The sequence below is a fragment of the Mesorhizobium sp. M3A.F.Ca.ET.080.04.2.1 genome (assembly GCF_003952525.1).
In the GTDB taxonomy this organism is placed as follows: domain Bacteria; phylum Pseudomonadota; class Alphaproteobacteria; order Rhizobiales; family Rhizobiaceae; genus Mesorhizobium.
This window is the reverse complement of the sequence record NZ_CP034451.1, coordinates 4,136,715-4,162,250: the sequence shown is the minus strand read 5'-3', so window position 1 is coordinate 4,162,250 and position 25,536 is coordinate 4,136,715. Positions and strand designations below refer to the sequence as shown.

The following is a 25,536-nucleotide window of genomic DNA, read 5'->3' as shown; positions in this document are numbered from 1 at the left end:
GAACACGACAATGAAGGCCGATATTCATCCCGACTACCACACCATCAAGGTCGTCATGACCGACGGCACCGAGTACACCACCCGCTCCACCTGGGGCAAGGAAGGCGATACGATGAACCTCGACATCGACCCGACCACGCACCCGGCCTGGACCGGCGGCCAGCAGACCCTGCTCGACCGCGGCGGCCGCCTGTCCAAGTTCAAGAAGCGCTTCGAAGGTTTCGGCCTTTAAGACTTTCTCTGCTTTGTCGCAGATCAAAAACCCGCCTTCGAGGCGGGTTTTTTGTTGCAGGTCTCAAACCATAGCCAGCGACTGCTCAAGCCCTAGCCTCGGCCGCCGATCCGTGGACTAAGGTGAAGAATTCGCCTCAGGCAGAGCCTTCTTTCGTCTGCTCTTTTGACGTGTGGCCCTTGCGGTCGGCATGGCCGAGATCGCGATCCGGGTCGATGACATCGCGGACCAGCTGCTTCAGCTTCGCCGCATCCGGAAAGCCGCCGTCGCGCTTGCGATCCCAGATAAGCACCTCATTGCAGGAAATGGTGAAGATGCCCCCGGTGCCCGGCACCAGTGTCACTTCGCCGAGATCGGCGCCGAAGGTCGAGAGCAGTTCCTGCGCCATCCAGCCGGCACGCAGCAGCCACTGGCATTGCGTGCAGTAGGTTATGACGATCCGAGGCTTTTCCAATGGGGTCATGCGTTAGTCTCGCTGATGCGGACGGTCGTGTCGGCTAGTCTATCGTGTATCGGGTCGTTACCCGAGGCAATCGATAGCCCAATCCACACCGGCCAGATCAACGCTAAAGCAAATGCGGCGAACGCGCATACAATTTCCACCTTGGAATAGCTCGGCGCAGGTCCAGGAATGCTCCCCCAGGTCTGGAAAGCAAACCACGCCCCAGTCAGGGTGACGGGGACGACGCCCAGAAACTTTATCACTTGTCGACGAACCGCTTTTCGCACGGACAGGCCGGTTCTATGCCAATCGTATTCATCATGCACGACAAGCGACAAAGCACGCTTGCCGACCGACTGGCCGGCGGCCATCTCCATGGCAAGAAGGTAGAGCGCCAGGATGGGCAATTCGAGGAAGCCCAGATCCAATGCGGCAGGTCGAAAATTGCCTTTCGAATCAAGATCGAGTGAAACGGCCTCAGCCGCGCTCGATTGGGTATCTATGGGCGTGCCAACTGCCCATTCGGTAACCGGGAAACCGAAGATAGATGTTCTGCAGACCTGCCAATTGTAAGCTTCAAGCGATGGATTTCCGTGCACCGTCGCGGAGCTACATATTCTCCAGTTGAGCCAGAAGTGGCCATTCACCCCACCGTCGGTCAGCAGAAAAAAACTTGCTACCACCGAATAAACAGGTATCAGAACGACAAGATAATCGATTAGAGACGCGAAACACCGTCGCCAGAAACCACCTCGGCGAGGCCAATCCAACGCATCGGCAAATTGAACCCCTTCGCCAATCATCACCCCTCCCAACGATAACACACGAACTTATACGTTGGGCGGAGAGTTCTTGGCTATGGCATTTGAATATATTTCCGCGTGACAGTCTGAGACTCAAGCCGCGCTGAGCTTGGCCATCGTCTCTTCGTCGACCTCGAAATTGGCATAGACGCTCTGCACGTCGTCATCGTCCTCAAGCGTGGCGACCAGCTTCATCAGCGATTGCGCCCGCTCTTCGTCGACCGGCACGTTGTTCTGCGGCCGCCAGATCGGCTTCACCGATTCCGCCTCGCCGAGCGACGCTTCGAGCGACTTCGACACTTCGCCGAGATTCTCGAAGCTGCAGTAGATGGTATGGCCTTCCTCGTCGGACTCGACATCGTCGGCGCCGGCTTCGATCGCCGCTTCCATGACCTTGTCGGCACTGCCGGCCGCGACCGGATAATAGATCTCGCCGATGCGATCCCACATGAAGGAGACCGAGCCGGTCTCGCCGAGCGCACCGCCGGCCTTGGTGAAGGCGGCGCGCACGTTGGAGGCGGAGCGGTTGCGGTTGTCGGTCAGCACCTCGACGATCAGCGCCACGCCGCCCGGGCCGTAGCCTTCGTAGCGCACGGCCTCGTAGTTTTCGGCATCGCCGGCGGAAGCCTTGTTGATGGCGCGCTGGATGTTGTCCTTCGGCATCGACACCGCTTTGGCGTTTTGCACGGCAAGGCGCAACCGTGGATTCATCGCCGGATCCGGGGTGCCGGTCTTGGCGGCTACGGTGATTTCGCGCGCCAGCTTTGAAAACATTTTCGACCGCACCGCGTCCTGGCGGCCCTTGCGGTGCATGATGTTCTTGAACTGTGAATGGCCAGCCATGGCACCCCTGTCGCGTTCGGCTAGAGCATTCGCATGCGAGGTGCCATCACCTCGTCATCCGCGACATGCTCGAATTCAATTTTCAGAACGCCCGGGCCATGCCTTTGAAGGCGCGCGGCGCTCTCTGTCGGAATGGCCGGCTTATAGATAAATCGGCTCAATTCGTCCAGCCGCGCCGTTTCGCCGCCGCGACGCTCAAGCCATCAGCCTTCCAGATCCGACTTGAGCCGGTCGAGGATGCTGATCGCGTGGCCGGCATACTGGCTGATCCAGCGATCATGGATCTGCTTGATCGGCAGAGCGTTGAGATGGTTCCAGCGCTCGCGTCCCTCACGCCGCGCCACGACCAGGTCAGCCTGCTCCAGCACCTTGAGATGCATCATCACCGTGCAGCGGTCCATATCGGGGAACGCCTCGCAGAGCGCGCCGGTGGTCTGCGGTTGATCCTTCAGGCGATCGAGCAGCTCGCGCCGGCGCGGATGCGCCAAGGCCTTGAAAACATGATCATCTCCGGCGCGGGTTGACATGTTATCTTTTTATAACATATCGTGGGGGCAAGCAAGAAAGGGAGCTGTGGATATGTCTCTTGGATTCAAGATTTCCGGGCGTATCGGCAAACCGGTCGCCGAAGTCTTCGACGCGGTCGTCAATCCGACCAAGCTCAGCGGATATTTTACGACCCTCGGCGGCGCAAGCGCCCCGCTCGTTGCCGGCACCACGGTGACATGGTGGAAGACGGTGCCGGTCGAGGTCGAGGAAGTGGTTCCCAACAAGCGCATCGTGTTGCGTTGGGATGGCAGCGGCCCCGGCGTCGTGCCGGCCTACAAGACCAGCATCGAGATGAGCTTCGAAGCTCTGGATGACGGCGGCACTTTCGTTACCATCGCCGAAAGCGGATGGCGCGACGATGAGGCTGGCCGCAAATCATCCTACGGCAATTGCGAAGGCTGGTCGCAAATGCTGTCTTGCATGAAGGCCTACCTCGAATACGGCATCAACCTGCGTGAAGGGTTCTACCCCAGCGAGATGCGCGGTGAGTTGCCGACGTCGGAAAGCAGATGAACCCGGGCCAGCAGGGATAGCCACTCGGCTGGCGGCCAGGTTGGCTTAGTCAATGCTCGCCGCCGGCCTTCTGCCTCCTGCGTCGCCTTGCCAGCATATTGAGCCCCTCGACCAGCGCCGAGAACCCCATGGCGGCATAGATGTAGCCCTTGGGCACGTGGTAGCCCATGCCGTCGGCGATCAGCGTCATGCCGATCATCAGCAGGAAGCCCAGCGCCAGCATCACGATGCTTGGGTTCCTGGCAATGAAATTGGCAAGCGGTCCGGCCGCCAGCATCATCACGCTTACCGCCACGATCACCGCGATATACATGATGCCGATCTCGTCGGTCATGCCGACGGCAGTGATGATCGAATCGATCGAGAAGACCAGGTCGAGCAGCAGGATCTGGAAGATCGCGCCGGCCAGGCTCATGTGCAGCGTCTCGCCCATCATCGTGTCCTGATGGTCCTGCGGGTCGACCGTGTGATGGATTTCCTTGGTCGCCTTCCAGACCAGGAACAGCCCGCCGGCGATCAGGATCAGGTCGCGCCAGGAAAAGCCGTGCCCGAACGCGGTGAACACCGGCGTCGTCAGTTGCACGATGATCGAGATGGTGGCGAGCAGCACCAGCCGCATGATCAGCGCCGCCGAGATGCCAAGCCTGCGGGCGCGGGCGCGCTGCGCTTCCGGAAGCTTGTTGGTCAGGATCGAAATGAAGATCAGATTGTCGATGCCGAGCACGACCTCCAGCACCACCAGCGTCAGCAGCGCGATCCATGCGGTCGGGTCGGAGACAAAGGCAAGGTGCGGCGCCAGAAACTCGATCAGCTGCATGAAGTCGTCCCCTCTTAAGATCTAGAGCAATTGCAGTCGCGGTTTCCCGTCCGGAATTGCGTAGAAACAAAATTTTGTGGAGCAGTTTTCGCGGGTTTCGTCGCCAGTTAGGTATTGCTGGCGCCCATATCAATATTACGACCAGAAAGATGGGGCAGTTTCTTCCAGCCGCGGCCCGCGACGAAACGGCGCGATCTTCTCCGCAAGCCCCGTGCGGTCGGAAAGGTCGACCCCGACGCCGCACAGCGTCGCCGGCCCGCTCGCCGCCTCGAATCGGCCCTTCGGCACTTTCGACAGGAACCGGTTGAGCGGCTCCTCCTTGTCCATGCCGAGCGAGGAATCGTAATCCCCGCACATGCCCGCGTCCGAAATATAGGCGGTGCCGCCATTGAGGATCTGATGATCGGCGGTGGGCTGGTGCGTGTGGGTGCCGACCACCAGGCTGGCGCGGCCGTCCACGAAATGCGCGAAGCACATTTTTTCCGAGGTCGCCTCGGCATGGAAGTCGATGACAACCGCATCGGCCTGCTCGCCGAGCGGACAGGCGGCAAGCTCGCGCTCGCCGGCCTGGAACGGATCGTCGAGCTCGGGATGCATGAAGACGCGCCCCATGATATTGGCGACCAGCACCCGCGCGCCGTTGCGGGCGATATAGACGCCCGAGCCACGCCCCGGCGTTCCCTTGGGAAAATTCGACGGGCGCAGGAAGCGCTCCTCGCGCGGCGCGAAGACCAGCGCGTCGCGCTGATCCCAGACATGGTTGCCGGTGGTGACGACGTCTGCGCCGGCGGCGATCGTCTCGCGAAAGATCGCTTCGGTGATGCCGAAGCCGCCAGCGGCGTTCTCGCCGTTGACGATGACGAAGTCGAGTTTGAAGTCCGATATCAGCCCCGGCAGTTGTTCCCACACCGCCGTGCGTCCCGTCTTGCCAACCATGTCGCCGAGGAAAAGAAGTCTCATGCCCACTTCTATCTAGAGCCATGGACGCTAGGCAAGCGGCACCGCGATTGGTTTTAACGCGGGCCGAAGCGACGCGCTGCCCTCATAAACAGCCCCTAGTGCGCACGCCGGGCTCGCAGCCAGAATAACCAGACGTAGAAGGCGACGAAACCGGCGGTACTGGCAAGCAGCAACAACCCGCCGCGCCAGCCCTTCATTGCGGCAGTATCGAGGTTCGACGGATCGGCAGGGTCGTAGTACAATTCAACCTTGTCGCCTGGGTTCACGCTATAAAGACCGATAATCTTTCCCTTTCCGGACCAAGTCATCGGCGTGTCGCCAACGAGATAGGCAACGGCAACATTGATGCCGTCGGTGGTGAAGCCTTTTTTGTGCACTTCAGTGTACGGAACGACCTCTGTCACGGTAGCGACCGTCTGAATCCAGAAGGCTTGGTGATAGAAGCCTGTCCCGAAAATGTGCAGTCCCATGATAAACAGTACTGCCGCGATCAAAGCGAACGGCATCAGGAGGAACCGCATTAAACGCATAGCCGCCATCGACTTGGATTGTCACAGCGAAACATTATCTGGGCATGTCTTAGAATGACGTTAAGCGGCTGGGATATTTATTGGTCGCCGAACCTTCGCAACCCGCTCTCGGTCAGTATTTCCGAGATGATGACATCGTGGTTCTCTTCCGGAACCATCGCCACTTCCTGGCAGTCGAAAGCAATGCCGATGAGCCTCGGTGTCATTCCCTTGTCGGCCAGCTTGGCGATGGCGCGATCGTAGTAGCCGGCGCCGTAGCCGATGCGGTGGCCGCGCGCGTCGAAAGCGGCAAGCGGCACCAGCATCAGCGATGGATCGAGCACTTCGGCCTCTGCATGCGGCCCGACCGTGCCGAAGCCCATGTCGACCATCGGCGCCCCGCGCACCAGCTCGCGAAAGACAATCGTGGTCTTGTCGAGGATCGCCGGCAGGCAGAGCCTGGCGCCCTTTTCACGCAACGCGAACATCAGCGGCCGCACGTCGACCTCGGAGCGCATCGGCCAAAAGCCGGAGACGACTTGTCCGGGCTCGACGGCGATTTGGTCGCGCGCCGTCTCGGCCATTTCCAGCGCGATTTCCACCCGCCAGAATTCGTCGAGCGCATCCCGGCGCGCCAACGCCTCCTTGCGAAGCTGCTTTTTCAATTCCTTGGATGAGGTCATGCGGAACTCGTTTGCGGCGCCGCAGGAAAATCCCAACTTCGGACGCAGGTCAAGGAAAACCGGTCCAGGGCCTGGAGTTGACGTCGCGGTCAATCAGAGGAGCACCGGAACCGCTTGAATCTTTCGGGAGGTGACGATCCACACAACCGGTGGAGAGGTCGATCCCGGGTGCCTACAAAGTAGGTGGGCGCCGTGTGAGAAAACCCACGGGTCTTCCCAGGGACAGCTCCCTAAGGATCGATAAGGCCCCGGGGATAAGTTTCTCCTGCCGGGAAGCGCAGACCGCCAATGCCAATATAGGCCCATGCTTGCCCCAGCGCCAGAGAAACGGAGCGACCGTTAAGCCTTGCGCGCATGCGCATCGCTCCTTACGGTCCCGCCGCACGGACAGGAGACAGAATGCGTTTCGAAGGCACTGCGGCCTATGTCGCCGACAAGGATCTGATGGTTGCGGTGAACGCCGCGATCGCGCTGGAGCGGCCCCTGCTGGTCAAGGGCGAGCCCGGCACCGGCAAGACCGAACTTGCCCGCCAGGTCGCGGCCGCGCTCGAACTGGACTTCATCGAATGGAACGTCAAGTCCACCACCAAGGCGCAGCAGGGCCTCTACGAATACGACGCCGTCTCGCGGCTCCGCGACAGCCAATTGGGAGACGACCGCTTCAACGACATCGCCAATTACATCAAGCGCGGCAAGCTGTGGGACGCCTTCGCTGCCCAGAAGAAAGTCGTGCTGCTGATCGACGAAATCGACAAGGCCGACATCGAATTCCCCAACGATCTCCTGCAGGAGCTCGATCGGATGGAATTCTTCGTCTATGAGACAGGCGAGACGATCCGCGCCGCTTTCAGGCCGATCGTCATCATCACCTCCAACAACGAGAAGGAGCTGCCGGACGCCTTCCTGCGCCGCTGCTTCTTCCATTACATCCGCTTCCCCGACGTCGAGACGCTGCATCGCATCGTCGATGTGCACTATCCCGGCATCAAGCAGAACCTGGTGCGGGCCGCACTGACACAGTTCTACGAAATCCGCGAAGTGCCGGGGCTGAAGAAGAAGCCGTCGACCTCGGAAGCGCTCGACTGGATTCGCCTGCTCGTCGCCGACGACATCGCGCCGGAGGACCTGCGCGCCGACCCAAAGAACATGCTGCCGAAGCTGCACGGCGCGCTGCTGAAGAACGAGCAGGACGTGCATTTGTTCGAGCGCCTGGCCTTCATGGCCAGACGCCAGCAATAGGCCCGCAGCAACAGCACTTTCCCGAGCTGTGGACCGTTGCCGACAATCGGCCGAGGCCGCAGCTTCGGAAGCAAAGCATCGAGGGAGAAGAAATGTCCGAGATCGCCATCCGTCCGCTCGCCCAGTCCGACCACGCCGACTGGCGGCGGCTTTGGACCGCCTATCTCACCTTCTACGAGACCAGGCTGCCGGACGAAGTCTACGACCAGACCTGGAAACGGCTGTTCACGGCAGGCGAATTCGAGCCGAAGGGGTTCATTGCCACGCTCGGTGGCAAGGCCGTGGGCATCACCCATTATCTCTATCACCGCTCCTGCTGGTCGCAGCTCAACAACTGCTATCTGCAGGACCTGTTCGCCGACCCGCAAGTGCGCGGCAAGGGCGTCGGCGCCGCCCTGATCAAAGCGGTGCAGGACGAGGCCGGCAAGATCGGCGTCAAGAACGTCTACTGGATGACGCACGAAACCAACGCCACCGCGCGCCGGCTCTACGACCATGTCGCGCGTCGCACGGGCTTCATCGAGTACGATCTGCTATAAACAACCATGTTCATTCCCTTCTTCCTCGAGCTGAAGGCTGCGCGGATTCCCGTTTCGCTGCGGGAATATCTGACGCTGCTGGAAGGCCTGGAAGCAGGGCTCGTCGATTATGATGTCGAGGGTTTCTACTACCTTGCCCGCTCGGTCCTGGTGAAGGACGAGCGCCATATCGACCGATTCGATCAGGTCTTTGCGCATGTCTTCAAGGGTGTCGAGGCGCTTTCCGGCCCGGATGCCGTCGATGTCGCCAACATCCCCGAGGAATGGCTGCGCCGGCTGGCCGAAAAGCACCTGACCGACGAGGAGAAGAAACTGGTCGAGGCATTGGGCGGCTTCGACAAGCTGATGGAGACGCTGAAGAAGCGGCTCGAGGAACAGAAAGGGCGCCATCAAGGCGGCTCGAAATGGATCGGCACCGGCGGCACCTCGCCCTTCGGCGCCTATGGCTACAACCCGGAAGGCGTGCGCGTCGGCCAGCATGAGAGCCGGCATCGCCGCGCGGTGAAAGTCTGGGACAAGCGCGAGTTCAGGAACTTCGACGACACGGTCGAACTCGGCACGCGCAACATCAAGGTGGCGTTGAAGCGGCTGCGCCGCTGGGTGCGCGAAGGCGCCGAGGAAGAATTCGATCTGCCCGGCACCATCCACGCCACTGCCGAGCATGGCTATCTCGACGTCAAGACACGGCCGGAACGGCGCAACGCGGTAAAGCTTCTGATGTTCTTCGATGTCGGCGGCTCGATGGACGACCATGTCCGCGGCGTCGAGGAGCTGTTCTCGGCCGCACGCGCCGAATTTCGGCAGCTCGAATATTTCTACTTCCACAACTGCCTCTATGAGCGCGTCTGGAAGGACAATCGCCGCCGGCTTGCCGAGACGATCCCAACCTTCGACCTGCTTCACAAATATGGGCCGGACTACAAGGTCATCATCGTCGGCGACGCTTCGATGAGCCCCTACGAGATCGTTCATCCCGGCGGCTCGGTCGAGCACTGGAATCCGGAGGCCGGCAGCGTCTGGCTGGCACGACTGTTGCAGCAGTGGCCTAACGCGGTGTGGCTCAACCCGGAAGGCGAGAAGAACTGGCGCTACACCCACTCGATCCAGTTGATCGGCGACATCTTCGGCGGCCGCATGTTCCCGCTGACGCTGGCCGGGCTTGAGGCGGCGACGAAGCAGCTGTCGCGCAGGCACTGACCGCTTTCCCTGGCAGCGCCTGTAACAAAGGCCTATCTTCCGACGAATACGGGCTGCAACCGACAACGAGCCGCCAAGGCCGAGGAGATCTCATGGACACCCACGCCTATCCCGTTACCCGCAGCGACGCCGAGTGGCGCGCCCGGCTGACGCCGGAGCAATATGCCGTCATGCGCAATCACGGCACCGAGCGTCCGGGCAGTTGCGCCCTGCTTTACGAGAAGCGCGCCGGCACCTTCTACTGCGTCGGCTGCGATCAGCCGCTGTTCGAATCCAAGCTGAAGTTCGAGAGCGGCACCGGCTGGCCAAGCTTCAATGATCCTGTCCCGGGTTCGATCGAGACGACCGTCGACCGCAGCTACGGCATGGTTCGGACCGAATGCCATTGCTCGCGCTGCGGCAGCCATCTCGGCCATGTCTTCGAAGACGGCCCGCCGCCGACCGGCCTGCGCTACTGCATCAACGGCGTAGCGCTGCGATTCGAGCCGGCGGCCTGAAGGCGTCGCTTCGATCGTCAGCCAGAGGGCGGCTTCGGCCGCCCTTTTTTGTTTGCGCGGCACCGGGCGCCGGTCAGACAACCACCGTCGCGATCAGCCAGAGCGCCGAGCCCAGCATCGTCAGCGATGCTTTGGCGCCGGCTGTCTTCTCTGCCATCCGCCAGACGGCAAGAGCGAGAAAGATGTTGTACGGCACGGGGAGGAAATGCACCGAGAGCACCAGCCACAGCGGCAGCTTCGATCCGAGCAGGACGAGCGCGACCGCGGACGACACGATGTTGATTACGGTGCCGACCAGCAACATGTCGCGCCAGAACAGCCGGTCGAGCGGCACTTTGCCTTGCCAGCGCGAGCGAAAGAAATCCGCCAGCATCGGCCTATCCCTGCCTCAGAACTTCAGTGACGGCGCGCTCGAAGCGAGAGCATTCCGTAACCAGCCAATCGGTCATGGCCGGCCAGTTGTCCTCGGCAAAGCAATTGACCCGCCACTGCGAATTGATGCCGAGATTCTGTGCGCTCTGCTCCGGCCTGAGCTTCAGCCGCGCCTCGATCGCTGGCTGGACCGGCTTCAGCCGCGTCCAGACTTCCGTCGCGCCAAGCTTTTCGTTGCGCCCGAAGAAGACGCCGACGACGTTCTCGCTGGGCGCGACATACATGGAAAGCACCAAGCCGAATTCAGGCAGCCCGCGCTGCCAGAACCAGGGACCGCGCCTAGCCAGCCGAGCGCGCTCCTCTGGGTGCCGTTCCGAAAACAGCCCCCAGAAACCGCGGTGCCGGAACTCCGAGGCGCGGCGGCCGCCGAAGTCGAACTCGCTCATGGCCGGCCTCGGCCGCGAGCCTTAGACCATGCCGAGCGCGGCCTTGTACAGGTCGAGGATGGACTCCTCCTCCTGGCGCTCGGCCTGGTCCTTCTTGCGCAGCCGGATGATGGTGCGGATCGCCTTGGTGTCGAAACCGGTGCCCTTGGCCTCGCCATAGACGTCCTTGATGTCGTCGGAAATCGTCTTCTTCTCTTCCTCGAGCCGCTCGATGCGCTCGATGATGGCGCGCAGCTGGCCGGCGGCTACAGTCTGGCTGGTCTCGGTAATTTCGTCGGCCATTTTTCTCTCCGCGTCGTTTCAGCGCCGCGACTCTGGCGGCAAATTGGAGCGGGTTCGATGCCCGAGCGGGCGCTGCGGGTCAAGCCGTTATTGGTGCGGCATGAAACGCCAATTTCTTGCGAGGGCGGTGCTGACATCGACTATGCCCCCGGCCGAACCCACTCGTCGCGGCCAAGCGATTTCGTTGGGCAGCCTGCCCTGAAACAGCTTGTCTCAGGCAAACGCGATCAGCAGGTCCTTGGCATCGATCTGGTCGCCGGCCTTGACCAGCACCTCGGCGACCACGCCGTCGCGCTCGGCGTGGAGCGCGGTTTCCATCTTCATCGCCTCGATCGAGAGCAGCACGTCGCCCGCCTTCACCGGCTGGCCGGCAGCAACGGCAAGCGCCGAGACCACGCCCGGCATCGGTGCGCCGACATGCGCCTCGTTGCCTGGCTCCGCCTTGCGCCGCGCCTTGGCGGCAGAGGCGCCATGCGCGCGGTCCGGCACCTTCACGCGGCGCGGCTGGCCGTTGAGCTCGAAGAAGACGGTGACCATGCCCTTTTCGTCGACATCGCCGAACGCCTGGCAACGCACGACCAGCGTCTTGCCCTTCTCGATGTCGACGAAAATCTCGTCTTCCGACTTCATGCCGTAGAAATAGGTCGGCGTCGGCAGCACGCTGACCGGGCCGTAGGTCTCCTGCGCGGCGGCGAAGTCGGTGAACACTTTCGGGTACATCAGCCAGGAGGCGAATTCGAATTCGCTGAGCTTGCGCTCGAGCTTCTCTTCGATCTCCTTGCGGCTGGCCTTGAGGTCGGCTGCCTTCAGCAGCGAGCCCGGCCGCACGGTGATTGGCTTTTCGCCCTTAAGCGCCTTCTTCTGCAAGGGCGCCGGCCAGCCGCCCGGCGACTGGCCGAGATCGCCGCGCAGCATCGAGACGACCGAATCCGGAAAGGCGATGTCCTTTGCGGGATTCTCGACATCGGCGACCGCGAGATCCTGGCTGACCATCATCAGCGCCATGTCGCCCACCACCTTGGACGACGGCGTCACCTTGACGATGTCGCCGAACATCAGGTTGACGTCGTGATAGGCCTGCGCCACCTCGTGCCAGCGTGTTTCCAGTCCCAGGGAGCGCGCCTGCTCCTTGAGATTTGTGAACTGGCCGCCGGGCATCTCATGCAGATAGACTTCCGAGGCCGGCCCCTTGAGGTCGCTCTCGAAGGCGGCATACTGGTTGCGCACCGCTTCCCAGTAGAACGAGATGTGGCGGATCCATTGCGGATCGAGGCCGGGATCGCGCTCGGTGCCCTTCAGCGCCTCGACGATCGAGCCGAGACAGGGCTGCGAGGTGTTGCCTGAAAAGGAGTCCATCGCTGCGTCGATGGCGTCGACGCCTGTCTCGACCGCCGCCAGCACAGTCGCCGCCGAGAGGCCGGACGTGTCATGCGTGTGGAAATGGATCGGCAGGTCGGTGGATTCGCGCAGCGCCTTGAACAGCACGCGCGCCGCCGACGGCTTCAACAGCCCCGCCATGTCCTTGACGGCGATGATGTGGGCGCCGGCGGCCTCGAGTTCCTTCGCCAGCCCGACGTAATATTTGAGGTCGTATTTGGCGCGCGCCGGATCGAGTATGTCGCCGGTGTAGCACATCGCCGCTTCGATCAGCTTGCCTTCGGCGCCCACCGCGTCCATGGCGAAGCGCATGTTCTCGACCCAGTTCAGGCAGTCGAAGACGCGGAACAGGTCGACGCCGCCGGCCGCCGCTTGGCGGACGAAATGCTGCACCACGTTGTCGGGGTAGTTGGTGTAGCCGACGCCGTTGGCGCCGCGCAGAAGCATCTGCAGGAGCAGATTGGGCGCGGCTTCGCGCACCCGCGACAGACGCTCCCACGGATCCTCGGTGAGGAAGCGCATGGCGACGTCGAAGGTGGCGCCGCCCCAGCATTCCAGCGACAGCAGCTGCGGCAACGCCCGCGCATATGTGCCGGCGATGCCGGCAATGTCATAGGTGCGCATGCGCGTGGCGAGCAGCGACTGATGTCCGTCGCGCATCGTCGTGTCGGTGACCAGCACCTGGGTCTGATCGCGCATCCAGGCGGCGAACTTCTGCGGCCCGAGCGCGTCGAGCCTCTGCTTGCTGCCGTCGGGAATGTTGCCGTTGAGATAGGGCACGACCGGGGCCGCCGCATCGACCTTGGGCATCGGCCGCCCGCGTGTCTCGGGATGCCCGTTGACGCTGACGTCGGCCAGATAATTGAGCAGCTTGGTGGCGCGGTCCTGCCGCTTCACCTGCTCGAACAGCTCCGGCGTCGTGTCGATGAACTTGGTCGTGTAGGAATTGTCGGCGAAGCTCTGGTGGTTGATGATCGCCTCGAGGAAGGTGAGGTTGGTCGCCACGCCGCGGATGCGGAATTCGCGCAGGGCCCGGTTCATGCGCGCGATCGTCTCGGCCGGCGTCGGCGCCCACGCCGTCACCTTTTCCAGCAGCGGATCGTAGAAGCGGGTGATGACCGCGCCCGAATAGGCGGTGCCGCCGTCGAGGCGGATGCCGAACCCGGTCGCGCCGCGGTAGGCGGTGATGCGGCCGTAATCCGGAATGAAATTCTGCTCCGGATCCTCGGTGGTGATGCGGCACTGCAGCGCGTGGCCGTTGAGCCTGATGTCCTTCTGCGCCGGCACGCCCGATTCCGGCGTGCCGATGGCAAAGCCGTCGAGGATGTGGATCTGCGCTTTGACGATGTCGATCCCGGTCACCATCTCGGTGACCGTATGCTCGACCTGGATGCGCGGGTTGACTTCGATGAAATAGAACTTGCCGGTGTCGGCGTCCTGCAGGAACTCGACCGTGCCGGCGCCGATATAGCTGGTCTCGCGTGCGATCTTCAGCGCATAGCCGCAGAGTTCCTGGCGCAGTTCCTCGCTGAGATAGGGAGCCGGGGCGCGCTCCACGACCTTCTGGTTGCGACGCTGGATCGAGCAGTCGCGTTCGAACAGATGCACGGCGTTGCCATGCGTGTCGCCAAGCACCTGCACCTCGACATGGCGGGCGCGCTCGATCAGCTTCTCGAGATAGACTTCGTCCTTGCCGAAGGCCGCCTTCGCTTCGCGCTTGCCTTCCATCACCTCGCGCGCCAGGTCGGCTTCCGCGCGGATGGCGCGCATGCCGCGTCCGCCGCCGCCCCACGAGGCCTTCAGCATCACCGGGTAGCCGATCTCGGCGGCAAGCTTCTTGACCGTGTCCATGTCGTCCGGCAGCGGCTCGGTGGCGGGCACCACCGGCACGTCCACCTCGATCGCCAGATTGCGCGCGGCGACCTTGTTGCCGAGCCGGCGCATCGTCTCCGGCTTCGGCCCGATGAAAGTGATGCCGGCGCCAGCGCAAGCCTCGGCGAATTCCGGGCTTTCCGACAACAGGCCGTAGCCCGGATGGATGGCATCAGCGCCCGATAATTTGGCGACGCGGATTACCTCGTCGATCGACAGGTAGCTTTCGATCGGCCCCATGTCCTTGGCAAGATGCGGTCCGCGTCCGACCTGATAACTCTCGTCGGCCTTGAAGCGATGCAGCGAATATTTGTCTTCCTCGGCCCAGATCGCCACGGTTTTGAGCCCGAGTTCGTTTGCCGCGCGAAAGACGCGGATGGCGATTTCGGACCGGTTGGCGACGAGGATCTTCGTGATGGCCAAGGACTGGGCTCCAGCAGCGGAAGGTTGGGTGGACCGGCGCATGATTAACGTGAAAATGCTGCAGCGCAAACAAAATCGCGCGACACCTAAAACGATTTAAATCCTCTGTTTGCGCCAAAACAAAAATGCCCGGCGCGACGCACCGGGCATTTCTGGTCTCCGGCCTATTGCCGGGCTTATTGCTCGAAGTAGGAGTACTTGCCGTCGTCGCCCTTCTTCCAGGTGTACATGACGTAGTCCGGACGAGTGATGTCGCCCTTGGCGTCATAGCCGATGTCGCCGATGGCGGTCTTCCACGGCCCGCCGGACTTGATGGTGTCGGCGACCTTCTGGGCATCATCGGCGGAGCCGGTCTTGGTGATAGCCGCTGCGATGATCTGTATCGCGGCGTAGGAGTAGAGCGTGTAGGCTTCCGGCTCGAAGCCGGCGGCGCGGAACTTCTCGACAAGCTCCTTGGCGTTCGGGTTCTTGCGCGGATCGGGAGCGAAGGTCATCAGCGTGCCCTGGACGGCGTCGCCAGCGATCGAAGCCAGTTCGTTCGAGACGATGCCGTCGCCGGACATGAACTGGGCCTTGAGGCCCTGGTCGGCGAGCTGGCGAATGATCAGGCCGGCCTCGGTGTGCAGGCCGCCATAGTAGACGACGGTGACGCCGGCTTCCTTCATCTTGGCGATGAGCGCCGAGAAGTCCTTGTCGCCGACATTGATGCCTTCATACATGGCTTCCTTGACGCCATTGCCGTTGAGCGCCTTCTTGGTTTCGTCGGCGAGGCCCTGGCCATAAGGTGTCTTGTCGTGGATGAGCGCGATCTTGGCGTCCTTGAAGTTCTTGGCGACATAGTCGCCCGCAACCTTGCCCTGCTGGTCGTCGCGTCCGCAGGTGCGGAATGTGTTCCACATGCCGCGTTCGGTGAACTTCGGATTGGTCGCGGCAGGCGTGATCTCGAGGATGCCATTCTCGGCATAGACTTCCGACGCAGGAATTGAGACGCCGGAATTGAAGTGGCCATCGACGTACTTGATGCCGTCGGCGACAAACTTGTTGGCGACCGAGATACCCTGCTTCGGATCCGACACGTCGTCACCGACGCTCAGCTTGAGCTGCTGGCCGAGGACTCCGCCGGCCGCGTTGATGTCAGCGACGGCCTGCTCTGCGCCCTTCTGCAACTGCGCGCCGAAGGCGGCGTTCGGGCCGGTGATCGGACCGGCAACGCCGATCAGGATGTCGGCCCACGCGCTGCCGGTGAACGCGACGAGCGCGGTCAGGGCCACGGCGGACAAGAGAGATTTTTTCATTTAGTACGCTCCCATTTACGGAGTGGGCGTGGATGACACTTTCATGCGATGCCCACCCTTATCGCAGAAAGCACAGTTTGCCGATTTTCAGGCACTTGTCACGCCGAATTCATCCCTGAAGCGGCGCTAATCGTGAACATCAACCTTTCGGTTTCCAGCTCAAGAGGGAAGCTCTTTCGTAGAGCCAATTATACTGTGTCACCATCTGATTGGTGCGCGTGTATTGGTAGCCGAGGAAACCCAGTATGGTCAGCACAATCGTGTCGACGATATAGTAATGCAGCGAGAACATCGTGCCGTCGAACAGCGCGTGGTGGATGAACCTTATGCCGATGCCGAGCCCGAGCATGTAAAGGAACAGCTGAAAGAAGCTGCGCCAGGTTTGCGCGCTCGCCTTGCCGGTCATCCATGCCGCCCAGCCGCCGAGCAGGCAGGTGACGAACAGGAACTGCCAGATCGAGGCTTCCTCGTAGAGAATGCCCTGCATGATGAGTCTCCTGAACTCAGTGGTGGCCGCCCTCGAGATAGGCGGCGCGCACTTCCGGATTGGCGAGCAGCTCTTTGCCGGAGCCGCTCATCGTCACATTGCCGTTGACCATGACATAGCCGCGATTGGCGAGCTTCAGCGCGCCGAAGGCGTTCTGCTCGACCAGGAATACGGTCAGCCCTTGCGTCCTGTTCAGCTCGCGGATGGCATCGAAGATCTGCTTGACGATCAGTGGCGCCAGACCCAGCGACGGCTCGTCGAGCAGCAGCAGCTTCGGCCGTGCCATCAGCGCTCGGCCGATCGACAGCATCTGCTGCTCGCCGCCCGACAGCGTGCCGCCGCGCTGGCCGATGCGCTCTTTCAGCCGCGGGAACAGCGAAAAGACCTTCTCGACGTCCTCGTCGTAATGCTTGAGGTTGTCGAGGCTGGCGCCCATCTGCAGGTTTTCCATCACCGTCATGCGCGGGAAGATGCGCCGTCCCTCCGGCGACTGGGCGATGCGCATCCGTGCGATCTCGTGCGTCGGCAACTGCGTGATGTCGGTGCCGGCGAAGGTGATGGTGCCGGTGCGCGCACGCGGGGCGCCGAAGATCGTCATCATCAACGTCGACTTGCCGGCGCCGTTGGCGCCGATCAGCGCCACCACCTCGCCCTCGTTGACGCTGACATTGACGCCGTTCAGCGCCCGGATGTTGCCGTAATAGGTTTCGACGCCCTTGATGTCGAGCAGCGCTGTCCCGGCCATTATTTGCGCCCTCCGCGCGGCTTGGCTGTCGAGGATTTCGTCGCCGGCTTGGCCGGCGAGGTGGACTTGGTGGCCGAGGTCTTCGCCTTCGCAGCGGGCTTCCCGGCCTGCGCGGCCGGTTTGGTCCTTGCCGAACTTGCGCGTGCATCGACCTGAGCCGCTTTCGAGGCGCCTTTCGATACCGTGACCCGTTCGCCTTCGTCCGCGTGTTCGACGGTATCGGAAACCGGTCCCGCCATCATCGAGGCGGAACTGCCGGGCCCGTGCGCCGCATCCGGCCCGGTATCCAGCTGCTCGATGACGTCCTCGTCGCCGACCTCGGTCAGCACCGTCTCGACCTCTTCGTCGTCGACGCCGAGATAGGCGGCAATCACGCGCGGGTCCGTCCTGACCGACTGCGGATTGCCGTCGGATATCTTGCGGCCGTATTCCAGCACCACGACGTGGTCGGAGATCTGCATGACCACCGACATGTCGTGCTCGATGAGCAGGATCGAGGTGCCGGTGTTGTCCTTGATGTCCATCAGGAGTTCGTTGAGCGAGGCCGACTCCTTCGGATTGAGGCCGGCGGCCGGCTCGTCGAGGCACAGAAGCTCGGGGCCGGTGCACATGGCGCGTGCGATCTCGAGCCGCCGCTGCGCGCCATAAGGCAGGTCGCCGGCCGGGTCGTCGGCGCGGTCGACGAGATTGGCTTTCTCCAGCCAGTGCTTGGCGAGATCGATCGATTCGGCCGAGGCCTGCCGGTAACTGGAAAAGCCGAACAGGCCAAGGAAGGTGTAGCCGGAAGCCTTCATGAGCTTGTTGTGCTGGGCGACCAGGAGGTTCTCCAGCACAGTCATGCCCGAGAACAGGCGGATGTTCTGGAAGGTGCGCGCCACCTTGGCGCGCGCCGGGATCTCGTGATTGGGCAGGCGCTCGAGCAGGTAGCTCGACCCGTCGCGCCGGCTGAGCGTGATCATGCCTTCCGACGGCTTGTAGAAGCCGGTGATGCAGTTGAACACCGTGGTCTTGCCGGCGCCGTTCGGCCCGATGAGCGCGGTGATCTCGCCGCGCTTGGCCTGGAACGACAGGTCGCCGATGGCGATCAGGCCGCCGAACTTCATCGACAGATGCTCGACCTGCAGGATGACGTCGCTGATGGAAGGTTGCGCGTTCATCAGCCGTGGCCCTCCTTGGTGAAGGAGCCTGAGACGGCTCTTCGCTCCTTGAGGAAGGCTGTCGGCTCACGGCTGCCGACGAAGCCGCGCGGCTTCCACAGCATGACGACGACCATGGCGATGCCGAACAGCAGCATGCGGTAGAGTTCCGGCGTGAAGTCCGGACCGAACAGCACCTTGAGGAAGCCCAGCTCGCGCAGGATCTCGGTGCCGCCGATCATCACCAGTGCCGCCACCGCGATACCGCCCAGCGAGCCCATGCCGCCGAGCACGACGATGGCGAGGATGATCGCCGATTCCAGGAAGACGAAGGATTCCGGACTGACGAAGCCCTGGCGCGCGGCGAAGAAAGAGCCGGCGAAGCCGCCGAACATGGCGCCGGTGGCGAACGCCGTCAGCTTGGTGGTGGTGGTGTTGATGCCGAGCGATCGGCAGGCGATCTCGTCCTCGCGCAAGGCTTCCCAGGCGCGGCCCACCGGCAGGCGGCGCAGCCTGATGGTGACGAACGCGGTGAGGAAGCAGAGTCCCAGGATGAGATAGTAGAGGAAGATCTTGTAGTAGGCGCCCGACTGGGCGATGCCGAGAACCTTGGCGATGTAGTTCGGGTCCGAGACGTTGAACGACATCAGTCCGAAAAAGGAGACTTTCGGGATGCCGGAGATGCCTGCCGAGCCGTTGGTCACCTCACGCCAGTTGATCAGCACCAGACGGATGATCTCGCCGAAGGCGAGCGTGACGATCGCCAGATAGTCGCCGCGTAGCCTCAGCACCGGGAAGCCGAGCATGACGCCCCAGAAGGCCGCCATGCAGCCGGCGGCGGGCAGCAGGATCCAGAACGACAGGCCGAAATGCGTGCCGAGCAGCGCATAGGCATAGGCGCCGACGGCGTAGAAGGCGACGTAGCCGAGGTCGAGCAGGCCAGCCAAACCGATGACGATGTTGAGTCCCCAGGCCAGCATCACGTAGATCAGGATCTGAATGCCGAAATTGTCGACCCATTTCAGCGAGCCCTGGAAGCCGAACAGAAGCACCATGGCGACCGGATAGATCAGCAGCACGACGACGCCGATCTTGTTGAAGTTGCGCCGCACGAAGCCGGGCTCGACGGTGACCGCGGGCGCCTTGGCCTTCTCGACCTTGGCCCGCTCCATCGCCGGCTGAGCGAATCCGACATAGAGGAAGCGTCCGGCCGCGGTGAGGATCACCACCAGCGCGAGCAGACCCCAGCGCTGCACCAGGATCAGTTCGTTGTTGATGTTCTGGTCGGTCCTCAGACCGATGAACAGCACGAACAGCCCGAGCGCGATCGCGCCGGCATAGAGCGCTTCGCGAAATGCGCGCTGGATGGGAGTTGCGACGCTGTCGCTCGCCGGAGACACGGTAACGGCCATGGCTCAGACCTTTTCGACTTCAGGCCGGCCGAGAATGCCGGAGGGCAGGAAGATCAGCACGATCGCCAGGATCGAGAAGGCGGCGACGTCCTTGTAGTCGATCGAGAAATAAGCCGACCACATGCTTTCGATGAAGCCGATCAGAAGCCCGCCGAGCACAGCGCCGGGCAGCGAGCCGATGCCGCCGAGCACGGCCGCCGTAAACGCCTTCACGCCCGGCACGAAGCCGTCGGAAAACACCACCACGCCATAATACATCAGGAACAGCGTGCCGGCGACCGCCGCGAGCGCCGCGCCCATGATGAAGGTGATGGAAATGGTACGATCGACGTCGATGCCGAGCAGGGCCGCCATCTTGCGGTCCTGTTCGCAGGCGCGCTGCGCGCGGCCAAGCGCCGTTCGGTTGACCAGGTACCAGAAGATCGCCAGCAGCACGATCGTCACCAGCACGATGATGATCTGCTTCAGCGAGACGCTGATTCCGTCGAAGGAATAGACCTGGCTGACCAGCGGCGGAATCGGCTTGTTGCGCGGACCTTGCGTGACCTGCACGAAGTTGGACAGAGCGATCGACATGCCGATGGCTGTGATCAGCGGCGCCAGCCGGAACGAGCCGCGCAACGGCCTGTAGGCCACTTTCTCGATCGTCCAGTTGTAAAGACTGGTGAGCAGCATGGCCACGATCATCATGATCAGAAGCGCGACCACGACCGGGACGGAATAGAAAATCGCGCCGAGGATGAGGAAGACGATGAGGGCCGCGAAGGCCCCAACCATGAAGATGTCGCCATGCGCGAAATTGATCATGCCGATGATGCCGTAGACCATCGTGTAGCCGATCGCGATCAGCCCATAGATCGATCCCAGCGTCAGCCCGTTGATAAGCTGCTGGACGAAATACTGCATATTTATGCGGCTCCCCTGGAACGTCGCCCTTAAGGGCGCGTCCCTTTTCGTATTTCCCCTAGTCGTAAAGTTTCGAGCCCGGATTGCAACGTGATTTTTCGATCACGCGACATGTTTCCGACGCCCGCCTTACGATCGTTCGTTTTCTTGCACCCGACCCCCTGGACTATGGCGGACCCTAGCATTGGCACAACGCAATGTCTTTGACGATTCAGGCGCATCATGCGCCGCCTTTCGAAGAAATCGCCGTCAAAAGTAGGTGATGAGGCGATTCCTTGCGCCCCTGACAGGGTTCCGTTGCCCGCCCCGACTGCTTCCGCAAGGGCAGGATTCTGCCATGTGGCGGCCAGGCAAGCAGGGGCATCGCCTGGCCGTGAGTGGCCGCGACACCGGCTGCCGAGCACCGGCCAGTCCATCGGGACGTCAAGCGACGATAAACCCGTGCGCGAACGGATCGCGCTCGTCGATGAAAATGGTGTTCAAACCCGTCATGCGCGCCCAGCCGCCGATCGAAGGGATGATCGCCGGCTTGCCGGCCACGCTGACCTCCTTTTCCACCCTGCCCTTGAACAGCGAGCCGATGATCGATTCATGGACGAAGCTGTCGCCTTCCTTGAGCTTGCCCTTGGCGTGCAGTTGCGCCATGCGCGCCGAAGTGCCGGTGCCGCAAGGCGAGCGGTCGATCGCCTTGTCGCCATAGAAGACGGCGTTGCGCGCATCGGCCTCGGCATGTTTCGGCCGGCCGGTCCACAGCATGTGTGACAGCCGGTTGATGCCGGGATTCTCCGGATGGACGAAGGAATATTTCTCGTTGAGGCGCTGGCGCACCACAGGGCTCCAGGCGATGAGGTCGCCGGCCGAGTAGTCGGCCATGTCACGGTAGTTCTTCTGCGGCTCCACGATGGCGTAGAAATTGCCGCCATAGGCGACGTCGACGCTGATCTGGCCAAGCACCGGGCATTCGACCGTCAGCCCTTCGGCATAGAGGAACGACGGCACGTTGGTGATGCGCACTTCCTCGACGTAGTCGCCGACCTGTTTGTATTCGGCGACGACGAGGCCGGCCGGCGTGTCCAGCCTGAGCACACCAGGCGTCTTCGGCTTCACCAGCCCGTGCTCGATCGCCATCGTCACCGTGCCGATCGTTCCGTGTCCGCACATCGGCAGACAGCCGGATGTCTCGATGAAGAGGATGGCGATGTCGCAGTCCCCGCGCGTCGGCGGATAGAGGATCGAGCCCGACATCACGTCGTGGCCGCGCGGCTCGAACATCAGCCCGGTGCGGATCCAGTCATACTCGGCCAGAAAATGCGCCCGCCGCTCCATCATTGTGGCGCCCAGCAGCGGCGGCCCGCCGCCGGCGACCAGCCTGACCGGATTGCCGCAAGTGTGGCCGTCGATGCAGAAGAAGGTTTGCTTGGCCATGATGATTTCCTAACTTTCAGAACCGCTGCGGGCGGAATGGTGTGAGATCGAGCGCCGGCGTCTGCCCGAGAACGAGATCGCGGATCAAGCGCCCGGTCGCGGCCGACTGGGTCAGGCCGAGGTGGCCGTGGCCGAATGCGTAGAAGACATTCGGCGCCCCGGCCATGCCGATGACCGGCAGCGAATCCGGCAGCGACGGGCGAAAACCCATCCATTCCCGGCCGCCGCTTGGATCGAGCCCCGGCAGGAATTTTTTCGCTTTTTCGAGCATCGCCCTCGAGCGGGCGAAATTCGGCGGCCGCTCGATGCCGCCGAGCTCGACGGCACCGCCGATGCGCAAGCCGGTCTCCAGCGGCGTGATGACGAAACCATGCCCGGAAAAGATCAGCTGCCGCTTCACATCGAAGGCTGAGACCGGCAGTGTCGTGTTGTAGCCGCGCTCGGTCTCCAACGGGATTCGGTCGCCGAGGTTTCTGGCTAGCAGGTGCGACCATGCACCTGCGGCGATGACGAGATGCCTTGCCCGCCGCGTCGTTCCGTCGGCCAGCGAAATCGTTGGGCCTTCGGATCCTGTTTCGACCCGCTGGACCTGCCCCTTTTCGTAGCGGGCGCCCAGCCGCTCGGCGTAGGCCCAGACCGCCTTGCCGAACAGCTTGGGGTCGGTGACCGTTTTCCAGCTCGGAACGAAGGAGCCCTTGACGAATCGCGGGGCAAGCCCCGGCTGCAGGGCGGCAAGCTCCTCCCTTTCGACGTGACGGAAGGCGATGCCGAAACGTCCGCGCGCCGCCCAGCCGGGCAGTGAAGCACGGAATTCCGCTTCGCTCTCATAGAGTTCCAATGAGCCGTCCTCGCGCAGCATCGACCTCGTGCCGGAGCGATCGAGCAGACCCATCCATTCGGCCTCGGCAAGCTTCATCATGCCCGCTTGCGCCGCGAGGCTTGCCTCGTAGCGGCCGCTTCGCCCGGCACGCCAGAAGCGGATCAGCCAGGGCAGGAGCTTCGGCAGATAGGTGGGGGAATGCTGAGGGGCCCGAGCGGGTCTGCAAGCCACTTCGGCAGCTGCCTGATCATGCCCTTGTGCGCGAGCGGCAGCACATCGGAGAAGGCGAATGCCGAGGCATTGCCGGAACTCGTTTCCTCGCAGATGCCGGTGCGGTCGAAGACGGTGACGCGGCGCCCCGCCTCCGCTAGGTAGGTTGCCGCGCAGATGCCGATGATGCCGCCGCCGATGATGGCGATATCTTCTGCTTCTCCCGGCTCGCGAGATGAAGCTGCACGCGGGGCGGCTGAGGAGTGCCGCCTCTCTTGTGTCTCTTTGGAGTCTTCTTGCACGTCGGCACTGCCCTTCATCCGGCTGCCTTACCTTCTCTCCGGCGCGGGGAGAAGGCTGCAAGCCGGAGCCAAGTTTAGAACGCCGGCAGTTTCGGCCGCACGGCGAGCGCATCCCGCACGATCTTCTCGACAGCCTTGCGGCGTTCGCCCGACAGCGGCTGCCGCGGCATGCGCACGCGGTCATTGGTATCAATCGCCAGCACTTCAGCAAGCTTGATGTTCTGTACCAGATAGGTCGAGACGTCGAGATCGAGCAGAGTCCGGAACCAGCGGTAGATTGCCAGCGCCTCCTCGCGGCGGCCCTGCTTCATCAGTTGGTAGATGGCGACCGTTTCGCGCGGGAAGGCCGTCACCAGGCCGGCCACCCAGCCGACGGCGCCGACCGATAGCGCCTCGAAGGCGAGATTGTCGACGCCGGTGAAGAGGTCGTAGCGGTCGCCGAGGCGGTTGATGATCTCGGTCGACCGGCGGATATCGTCGGACGATTCCTTGATGGCGACGAAGCGCTCGTCGGAAGCAAGCTCCTCCATCAGGTCGACCGTGACGTCGACGCGATAGGCGAGCCGGTTGGAATAGATCATCACCGGCAGGTCGCCCGCTTGCGCGACGGCGCGTAGCGCTGCCACCGTCTCTTGCCGGTCGGTGTGGTAGATCGGGCTTGGCACCACCATCAGGCCATTGGCGCCCTCCCTGGCGGCGCGGCGCGCAATGTTCGCCGCCTCGCGGGTGCCGGGCTCGTTGACGGTCAGGAGCACCGGCTTGCGGCCGGCGACCTTCTGCGCCGTCTTCAGCACCTCGATCTTCTCGTCATGCGACAGCATCGGACCTTCTCCGAGCGAGCCACAGACGATGATGCCGTCGCAGCCAGCCTCCATCTGCAGCCCATAGCAGCGCTCCATCTCGGCGTGGTCGAGGCGGTCGTCGGTCGTGAATTTGGTCGTGACGGCGGGGAAAACTCCGGTCCACATGGCAGCACCTCCATCTGATATATCAGGCATATATCTATTAAGAAATGGCCCGTCAACGCGGAATCGATTATGATATATGAAAAATATATCAGGAGCCTGCCTTTGATATCCCTCGAGACAAGGACGGCGTTCGAGCCGGCGGCGACGCGAGCCTACCGGGCCCTCGAGCACATGATCGTCACCCTGGAGCTGCCTCCGGCTAGCTTTGTCACCGAGGGCGCGCTGATCGATCGGCTGGGGTTGGGCCGGACCCCGGTGCGCGAGGCAATCCAGCGGCTGGCGTGGGAAGGCCTGCTCGATGTGCGCCCGCGCGCCGGCGTCGCGGTCGCGCCGCTTCACCCCGGCGACTGGCTGCGGGTGCTCGACGCAAGGCGCGGCATCGAGCTGGTGCTGGCCCGCTCAGCGGCCCGCTTCGTCACCCGCGAGGCGGCGGACCTTTTCCACGAGGCCGCCCTAGCCATGCAGAAGGCGGTGATCTCCGGCAACGTGCTTTCTTTCATCCAGGCCGACAAGGCCCTCGACGAGGCCCTTGCGATGGCGGCCGACAATCCGTTCGCGGCACGCGTGGCGGCTCCCTTGCAGACCCACAGCCGCCGCTTCTGGTACCGCTACAAGGCCGATACCGGCTTGGCCGAATCGGCCGAACATCACGTCGCGCTGATCCGCTCCATCCTCGACGGCGATGAGGAGGCGGCCGCCAAGGATGCTGACAAGCTGATGGCGCTGCTGCGCGGCCATGCCGAGGTCGCGGCGACGCGCTGACCGGCGCGTCGCGCGTCACCCGCCCGGCTGCCCGACCGCGGTGGCCGGAGTCTCTTCCCAACCCTCACCGGCCGCAAGGATGCAGCTTTGGCCGTTGACGTCCGTCACGACGATGGTCCAGGTGCCGCTTGCCGAGGCGAACACCTCAAAGATGGCGACATCTCCGGCTACACCATAGCCGAGCCGCTTCTCCTCGAACGTCGCCGCCAGTCCGGTGACCAAAACGTCATGGGCGTCGCAAATGACCTGCGCCGATGCGGGGAATGCCAGCAACGCCATCGTCGACCCGACCGCCGCCGGCTTGATCCATTGAAACGAAAATATGCGTGCCATCGGGCACCTCCTTCGCCGTCGCATTTCGGCAAGGGAGGCACATTTGGCCGCCTCAGCGTGCCGGAATGCTCCAGGCCGGATCGGACGTTCCCATCACGTCATTCCTTCTGGTTTCCGGTCTGTCGGGAGCTGTCACTTCC

27 protein-coding genes, 1 other RNA gene and 2 pseudogenes are annotated in these 25,536 nt (G+C 62.8%); 7 read left to right on the top strand and 23 right to left on the bottom strand.

Going from position 1 to position 25,536, the window contains the following annotated elements; genetic code table 11:
- The first annotated feature begins 10 nt into the window (after positions 1 to 10).
- Positions 11 to 232 (top strand): 50S ribosomal protein L31, encoded by a 222-nt coding sequence (gene rpmE, locus EJ074_RS19810; RefSeq protein WP_095804712.1) that lies wholly within the window; start codon positions 11 to 13, stop codon positions 230 to 232.
- 136 nt (positions 233 to 368) lie between these two features.
- Here rpmE and EJ074_RS19805 read toward each other — a convergent pair whose 3' ends face one another.
- From EJ074_RS19805 to EJ074_RS19790, 4 genes are all read right to left on the bottom strand, one after another.
- Positions 369 to 695 carry a SelT/SelW/SelH family protein gene (locus EJ074_RS19805; protein WP_095804713.1) on the bottom strand — a complete coding sequence of 109 codons (327 nt, stop codon included), beginning with the start codon at positions 693 to 695 and terminating at the stop codon, positions 369 to 371.
- The gene (locus EJ074_RS19800) at positions 692 to 1,477 is read right to left on the bottom strand and encodes an RDD family protein (RefSeq protein ID WP_095804714.1); all 786 of its coding nucleotides are present in this window, start codon (positions 1,475 to 1,477) and stop codon (positions 692 to 694) included. Before EJ074_RS19800 ends, EJ074_RS19805 begins: the two co-directional genes overlap by 4 nt.
- Before the next feature lie 93 nt (positions 1,478 to 1,570).
- Entirely contained in the window at positions 1,571 to 2,320 is a 750-nt protein-coding gene (locus EJ074_RS19795; protein ID WP_095804715.1) for a YebC/PmpR family DNA-binding transcriptional regulator, read from the bottom strand.
- A 203-nt stretch (positions 2,321 to 2,523) separates the two neighbouring features.
- Entirely contained in the window at positions 2,524 to 2,847 is a 324-nt protein-coding gene (locus tag EJ074_RS19790) for a metalloregulator ArsR/SmtB family transcription factor (RefSeq protein ID WP_095804716.1), read from the bottom strand.
- A 52-nt stretch (positions 2,848 to 2,899) separates the two neighbouring features.
- On the opposite strand from EJ074_RS19790, the gene EJ074_RS19785 reads away from it, so the two are divergent.
- Positions 2,900 to 3,382 carry an SRPBCC domain-containing protein gene (locus tag EJ074_RS19785; protein WP_095804717.1) on the top strand — a complete coding sequence of 161 codons (483 nt, stop codon included), beginning with the start codon at positions 2,900 to 2,902 and terminating at the stop codon, positions 3,380 to 3,382.
- Between the two features lie 49 nt (positions 3,383 to 3,431).
- On the opposite strand, the gene EJ074_RS19780 is transcribed toward EJ074_RS19785, so the two are convergent.
- The 5 genes from EJ074_RS19780 to ssrS form a co-directional block, all read right to left on the bottom strand.
- A complete protein-coding gene (locus tag EJ074_RS19780; protein WP_095804718.1) occupies positions 3,432 to 4,199 on the bottom strand; it encodes a TerC family protein in 768 nt (255 codons plus the stop codon).
- A gap of 135 nt (positions 4,200 to 4,334) precedes the next feature.
- The gene (locus EJ074_RS19775) at positions 4,335 to 5,159 is read right to left on the bottom strand and encodes a YmdB family metallophosphoesterase (protein ID WP_129553659.1); all 825 of its coding nucleotides are present in this window, start codon (positions 5,157 to 5,159) and stop codon (positions 4,335 to 4,337) included.
- A gap of 95 nt (positions 5,160 to 5,254) precedes the next feature.
- Complete coding sequence (locus EJ074_RS19770) at positions 5,255 to 5,680, bottom strand: DUF3592 domain-containing protein (RefSeq protein ID WP_165349977.1); 426 nt, start codon at positions 5,678 to 5,680, stop codon at positions 5,255 to 5,257.
- Between the two features lie 86 nt (positions 5,681 to 5,766).
- A complete protein-coding gene (locus EJ074_RS19765) occupies positions 5,767 to 6,351 on the bottom strand; it encodes a 5-formyltetrahydrofolate cyclo-ligase (RefSeq protein WP_095804721.1) in 585 nt (194 codons plus the stop codon).
- A gap of 131 nt (positions 6,352 to 6,482) precedes the next feature.
- A non-coding RNA gene (gene ssrS / locus EJ074_RS19760) (6S RNA) lies at positions 6,483 to 6,638 on the bottom strand.
- A 112-nt stretch (positions 6,639 to 6,750) separates the two neighbouring features.
- Here ssrS and EJ074_RS19755 point away from each other — a divergent pair.
- From EJ074_RS19755 to msrB, 4 genes are all read left to right on the top strand, one after another.
- Complete coding sequence (locus EJ074_RS19755) at positions 6,751 to 7,590, top strand: MoxR family ATPase (protein ID WP_095804722.1); 840 nt, start codon at positions 6,751 to 6,753, stop codon at positions 7,588 to 7,590.
- A 92-nt stretch (positions 7,591 to 7,682) separates the two neighbouring features.
- Positions 7,683 to 8,129: a GNAT family N-acetyltransferase gene (locus EJ074_RS19750; protein ID WP_095804723.1), complete on the top strand. Its 447-nt coding sequence runs from the start codon at positions 7,683 to 7,685 to the stop codon at positions 8,127 to 8,129.
- Between the two features lie 6 nt (positions 8,130 to 8,135).
- Entirely contained in the window at positions 8,136 to 9,326 is a 1,191-nt protein-coding gene (locus EJ074_RS19745; protein ID WP_095804724.1) for a VWA domain-containing protein, read from the top strand.
- Between the two features lie 92 nt (positions 9,327 to 9,418).
- Complete coding sequence (gene msrB, locus EJ074_RS19740; protein WP_095804725.1) at positions 9,419 to 9,823, top strand: peptide-methionine (R)-S-oxide reductase MsrB; 405 nt, start codon at positions 9,419 to 9,421, stop codon at positions 9,821 to 9,823.
- A 73-nt stretch (positions 9,824 to 9,896) separates the two neighbouring features.
- Here msrB and EJ074_RS19735 read toward each other — a convergent pair whose 3' ends face one another.
- The 13 genes and pseudogenes from EJ074_RS19735 to EJ074_RS19675 form a co-directional block, all read right to left on the bottom strand.
- A complete protein-coding gene (locus tag EJ074_RS19735) occupies positions 9,897 to 10,196 on the bottom strand; it encodes a hypothetical protein (protein WP_095804726.1) in 300 nt (99 codons plus the stop codon).
- 4 nt (positions 10,197 to 10,200) lie between these two features.
- Complete coding sequence (locus EJ074_RS19730; protein ID WP_095804727.1) at positions 10,201 to 10,641, bottom strand: hypothetical protein; 441 nt, start codon at positions 10,639 to 10,641, stop codon at positions 10,201 to 10,203.
- A gap of 21 nt (positions 10,642 to 10,662) precedes the next feature.
- Positions 10,663 to 10,923: a DUF2312 domain-containing protein gene (locus EJ074_RS19725; RefSeq protein ID WP_095804728.1), complete on the bottom strand. Its 261-nt coding sequence runs from the start codon at positions 10,921 to 10,923 to the stop codon at positions 10,663 to 10,665.
- 213 nt (positions 10,924 to 11,136) lie between these two features.
- Entirely contained in the window at positions 11,137 to 14,595 is a 3,459-nt protein-coding gene (gene pyc, locus EJ074_RS19720) for a pyruvate carboxylase (protein ID WP_095804729.1), read from the bottom strand.
- A gap of 176 nt (positions 14,596 to 14,771) precedes the next feature.
- A complete protein-coding gene (locus EJ074_RS19715; RefSeq protein WP_095804730.1) occupies positions 14,772 to 15,890 on the bottom strand; it encodes a branched-chain amino acid ABC transporter substrate-binding protein in 1,119 nt (372 codons plus the stop codon).
- A 139-nt stretch (positions 15,891 to 16,029) separates the two neighbouring features.
- On the bottom strand, positions 16,030 to 16,377 hold the full coding sequence (locus EJ074_RS19710; protein ID WP_095804731.1) for a DUF6867 family protein: 348 nt from the start codon (positions 16,375 to 16,377) through the stop codon (positions 16,030 to 16,032).
- 16 nt (positions 16,378 to 16,393) lie between these two features.
- Positions 16,394 to 17,122: an ABC transporter ATP-binding protein gene (locus tag EJ074_RS19705; RefSeq protein WP_095804732.1), complete on the bottom strand. Its 729-nt coding sequence runs from the start codon at positions 17,120 to 17,122 to the stop codon at positions 16,394 to 16,396.
- 32 nt (positions 17,123 to 17,154) lie between these two features.
- Positions 17,155 to 18,279: pseudogene (locus EJ074_RS19700) on the bottom strand (ATP-binding cassette domain-containing protein); the annotation flags it as partial.
- Positions 18,279 to 19,670, bottom strand: a complete 1,392-nt coding sequence (livM, locus tag EJ074_RS19695) for a high-affinity branched-chain amino acid ABC transporter permease LivM (protein WP_095804734.1) — start codon at positions 19,668 to 19,670, stop codon at positions 18,279 to 18,281. The gene livM and the pseudogene EJ074_RS19700, both read right to left, overlap by 1 nt.
- Before the next feature lie 3 nt (positions 19,671 to 19,673).
- Positions 19,674 to 20,576 carry a branched-chain amino acid ABC transporter permease LivH gene (locus tag EJ074_RS19690; protein ID WP_095804735.1) on the bottom strand — a complete coding sequence of 301 codons (903 nt, stop codon included), beginning with the start codon at positions 20,574 to 20,576 and terminating at the stop codon, positions 19,674 to 19,676.
- A gap of 423 nt (positions 20,577 to 20,999) precedes the next feature.
- Entirely contained in the window at positions 21,000 to 22,001 is a 1,002-nt protein-coding gene (locus EJ074_RS19685; RefSeq protein WP_095804736.1) for a 4-hydroxyproline epimerase, read from the bottom strand.
- A 16-nt stretch (positions 22,002 to 22,017) separates the two neighbouring features.
- A pseudogene (locus EJ074_RS19680) lies at positions 22,018 to 23,351 on the bottom strand (FAD-binding oxidoreductase).
- A 56-nt stretch (positions 23,352 to 23,407) separates the two neighbouring features.
- Positions 23,408 to 24,301 (bottom strand): dihydrodipicolinate synthase family protein, encoded by an 894-nt coding sequence (locus EJ074_RS19675; protein ID WP_095804738.1) that lies wholly within the window; start codon positions 24,299 to 24,301, stop codon positions 23,408 to 23,410.
- A gap of 69 nt (positions 24,302 to 24,370) precedes the next feature.
- Between EJ074_RS19675 and EJ074_RS19670 the strand changes: the two genes are divergently transcribed.
- The gene (locus EJ074_RS19670; protein ID WP_095804739.1) at positions 24,371 to 25,063 is read left to right on the top strand and encodes a GntR family transcriptional regulator; all 693 of its coding nucleotides are present in this window, start codon (positions 24,371 to 24,373) and stop codon (positions 25,061 to 25,063) included.
- Positions 25,064 to 25,078: 15 nt separating this feature from the next.
- On the opposite strand, the gene EJ074_RS19665 is transcribed toward EJ074_RS19670, so the two are convergent.
- A complete protein-coding gene (locus EJ074_RS19665; protein ID WP_095804740.1) occupies positions 25,079 to 25,396 on the bottom strand; it encodes a hypothetical protein in 318 nt (105 codons plus the stop codon).
- Positions 25,397 to 25,536: the final 140 nt, after the last annotated feature.

Coding starts and splice junctions, on each gene's coding strand:
- EJ074_RS19690 (WP_095804735.1), bottom strand. CDS start 20,576: ATGCAGTATTTCGTCCAGCAGCTTATCAACGGGCTGACGCTGGGATCG.
- EJ074_RS19765 (WP_095804721.1), bottom strand. CDS start 6,351: ATGACCTCATCCAAGGAATTGAAAAAGCAGCTTCGCAAGGAGGCGTTG.
- EJ074_RS19745 (WP_095804724.1), top strand. CDS start 8,136: ATGTTCATTCCCTTCTTCCTCGAGCTGAAGGCTGCGCGGATTCCCGTT.
- EJ074_RS19710 (WP_095804731.1), bottom strand. CDS start 16,377: ATGCAGGGCATTCTCTACGAGGAAGCCTCGATCTGGCAGTTCCTGTTC.
- EJ074_RS19750 (WP_095804723.1), top strand. CDS start 7,683: ATGTCCGAGATCGCCATCCGTCCGCTCGCCCAGTCCGACCACGCCGAC.
- EJ074_RS19805 (WP_095804713.1), bottom strand. CDS start 695: ATGACCCCATTGGAAAAGCCTCGGATCGTCATAACCTACTGCACGCAA.
- EJ074_RS19780 (WP_095804718.1), bottom strand. CDS start 4,199: ATGCAGCTGATCGAGTTTCTGGCGCCGCACCTTGCCTTTGTCTCCGAC.
- msrB (WP_095804725.1), top strand. CDS start 9,419: ATGGACACCCACGCCTATCCCGTTACCCGCAGCGACGCCGAGTGGCGC.
- livM (WP_095804734.1), bottom strand. CDS start 19,670: ATGGCCGTTACCGTGTCTCCGGCGAGCGACAGCGTCGCAACTCCCATC.
- EJ074_RS19800 (WP_095804714.1), bottom strand. CDS start 1,477: ATGATTGGCGAAGGGGTTCAATTTGCCGATGCGTTGGATTGGCCTCGC.
- EJ074_RS19685 (WP_095804736.1), bottom strand. CDS start 22,001: ATGGCCAAGCAAACCTTCTTCTGCATCGACGGCCACACTTGCGGCAAT.
- EJ074_RS19730 (WP_095804727.1), bottom strand. CDS start 10,641: ATGAGCGAGTTCGACTTCGGCGGCCGCCGCGCCTCGGAGTTCCGGCAC.
- EJ074_RS19670 (WP_095804739.1), top strand. CDS start 24,371: ATGATATATGAAAAATATATCAGGAGCCTGCCTTTGATATCCCTCGAG.
- EJ074_RS19795 (WP_095804715.1), bottom strand. CDS start 2,320: ATGGCTGGCCATTCACAGTTCAAGAACATCATGCACCGCAAGGGCCGC.
- EJ074_RS19785 (WP_095804717.1), top strand. CDS start 2,900: ATGTCTCTTGGATTCAAGATTTCCGGGCGTATCGGCAAACCGGTCGCC.
- EJ074_RS19770 (WP_165349977.1), bottom strand. CDS start 5,680: ATGCGGTTCCTCCTGATGCCGTTCGCTTTGATCGCGGCAGTACTGTTT.
- EJ074_RS19715 (WP_095804730.1), bottom strand. CDS start 15,890: ATGAAAAAATCTCTCTTGTCCGCCGTGGCCCTGACCGCGCTCGTCGCG.
- EJ074_RS19665 (WP_095804740.1), bottom strand. CDS start 25,396: ATGGCACGCATATTTTCGTTTCAATGGATCAAGCCGGCGGCGGTCGGG.
- EJ074_RS19775 (WP_129553659.1), bottom strand. CDS start 5,159: ATGAGACTTCTTTTCCTCGGCGACATGGTTGGCAAGACGGGACGCACG.
- EJ074_RS19705 (WP_095804732.1), bottom strand. CDS start 17,122: ATGGCCGGGACAGCGCTGCTCGACATCAAGGGCGTCGAAACCTATTAC.
- EJ074_RS19735 (WP_095804726.1), bottom strand. CDS start 10,196: ATGCTGGCGGATTTCTTTCGCTCGCGCTGGCAAGGCAAAGTGCCGCTC.
- EJ074_RS19675 (WP_095804738.1), bottom strand. CDS start 24,301: ATGTGGACCGGAGTTTTCCCCGCCGTCACGACCAAATTCACGACCGAC.
- EJ074_RS19755 (WP_095804722.1), top strand. CDS start 6,751: ATGCGTTTCGAAGGCACTGCGGCCTATGTCGCCGACAAGGATCTGATG.
- rpmE (WP_095804712.1), top strand. CDS start 11: ATGAAGGCCGATATTCATCCCGACTACCACACCATCAAGGTCGTCATG.
- EJ074_RS19725 (WP_095804728.1), bottom strand. CDS start 10,923: ATGGCCGACGAAATTACCGAGACCAGCCAGACTGTAGCCGCCGGCCAG.
- EJ074_RS19790 (WP_095804716.1), bottom strand. CDS start 2,847: ATGTCAACCCGCGCCGGAGATGATCATGTTTTCAAGGCCTTGGCGCAT.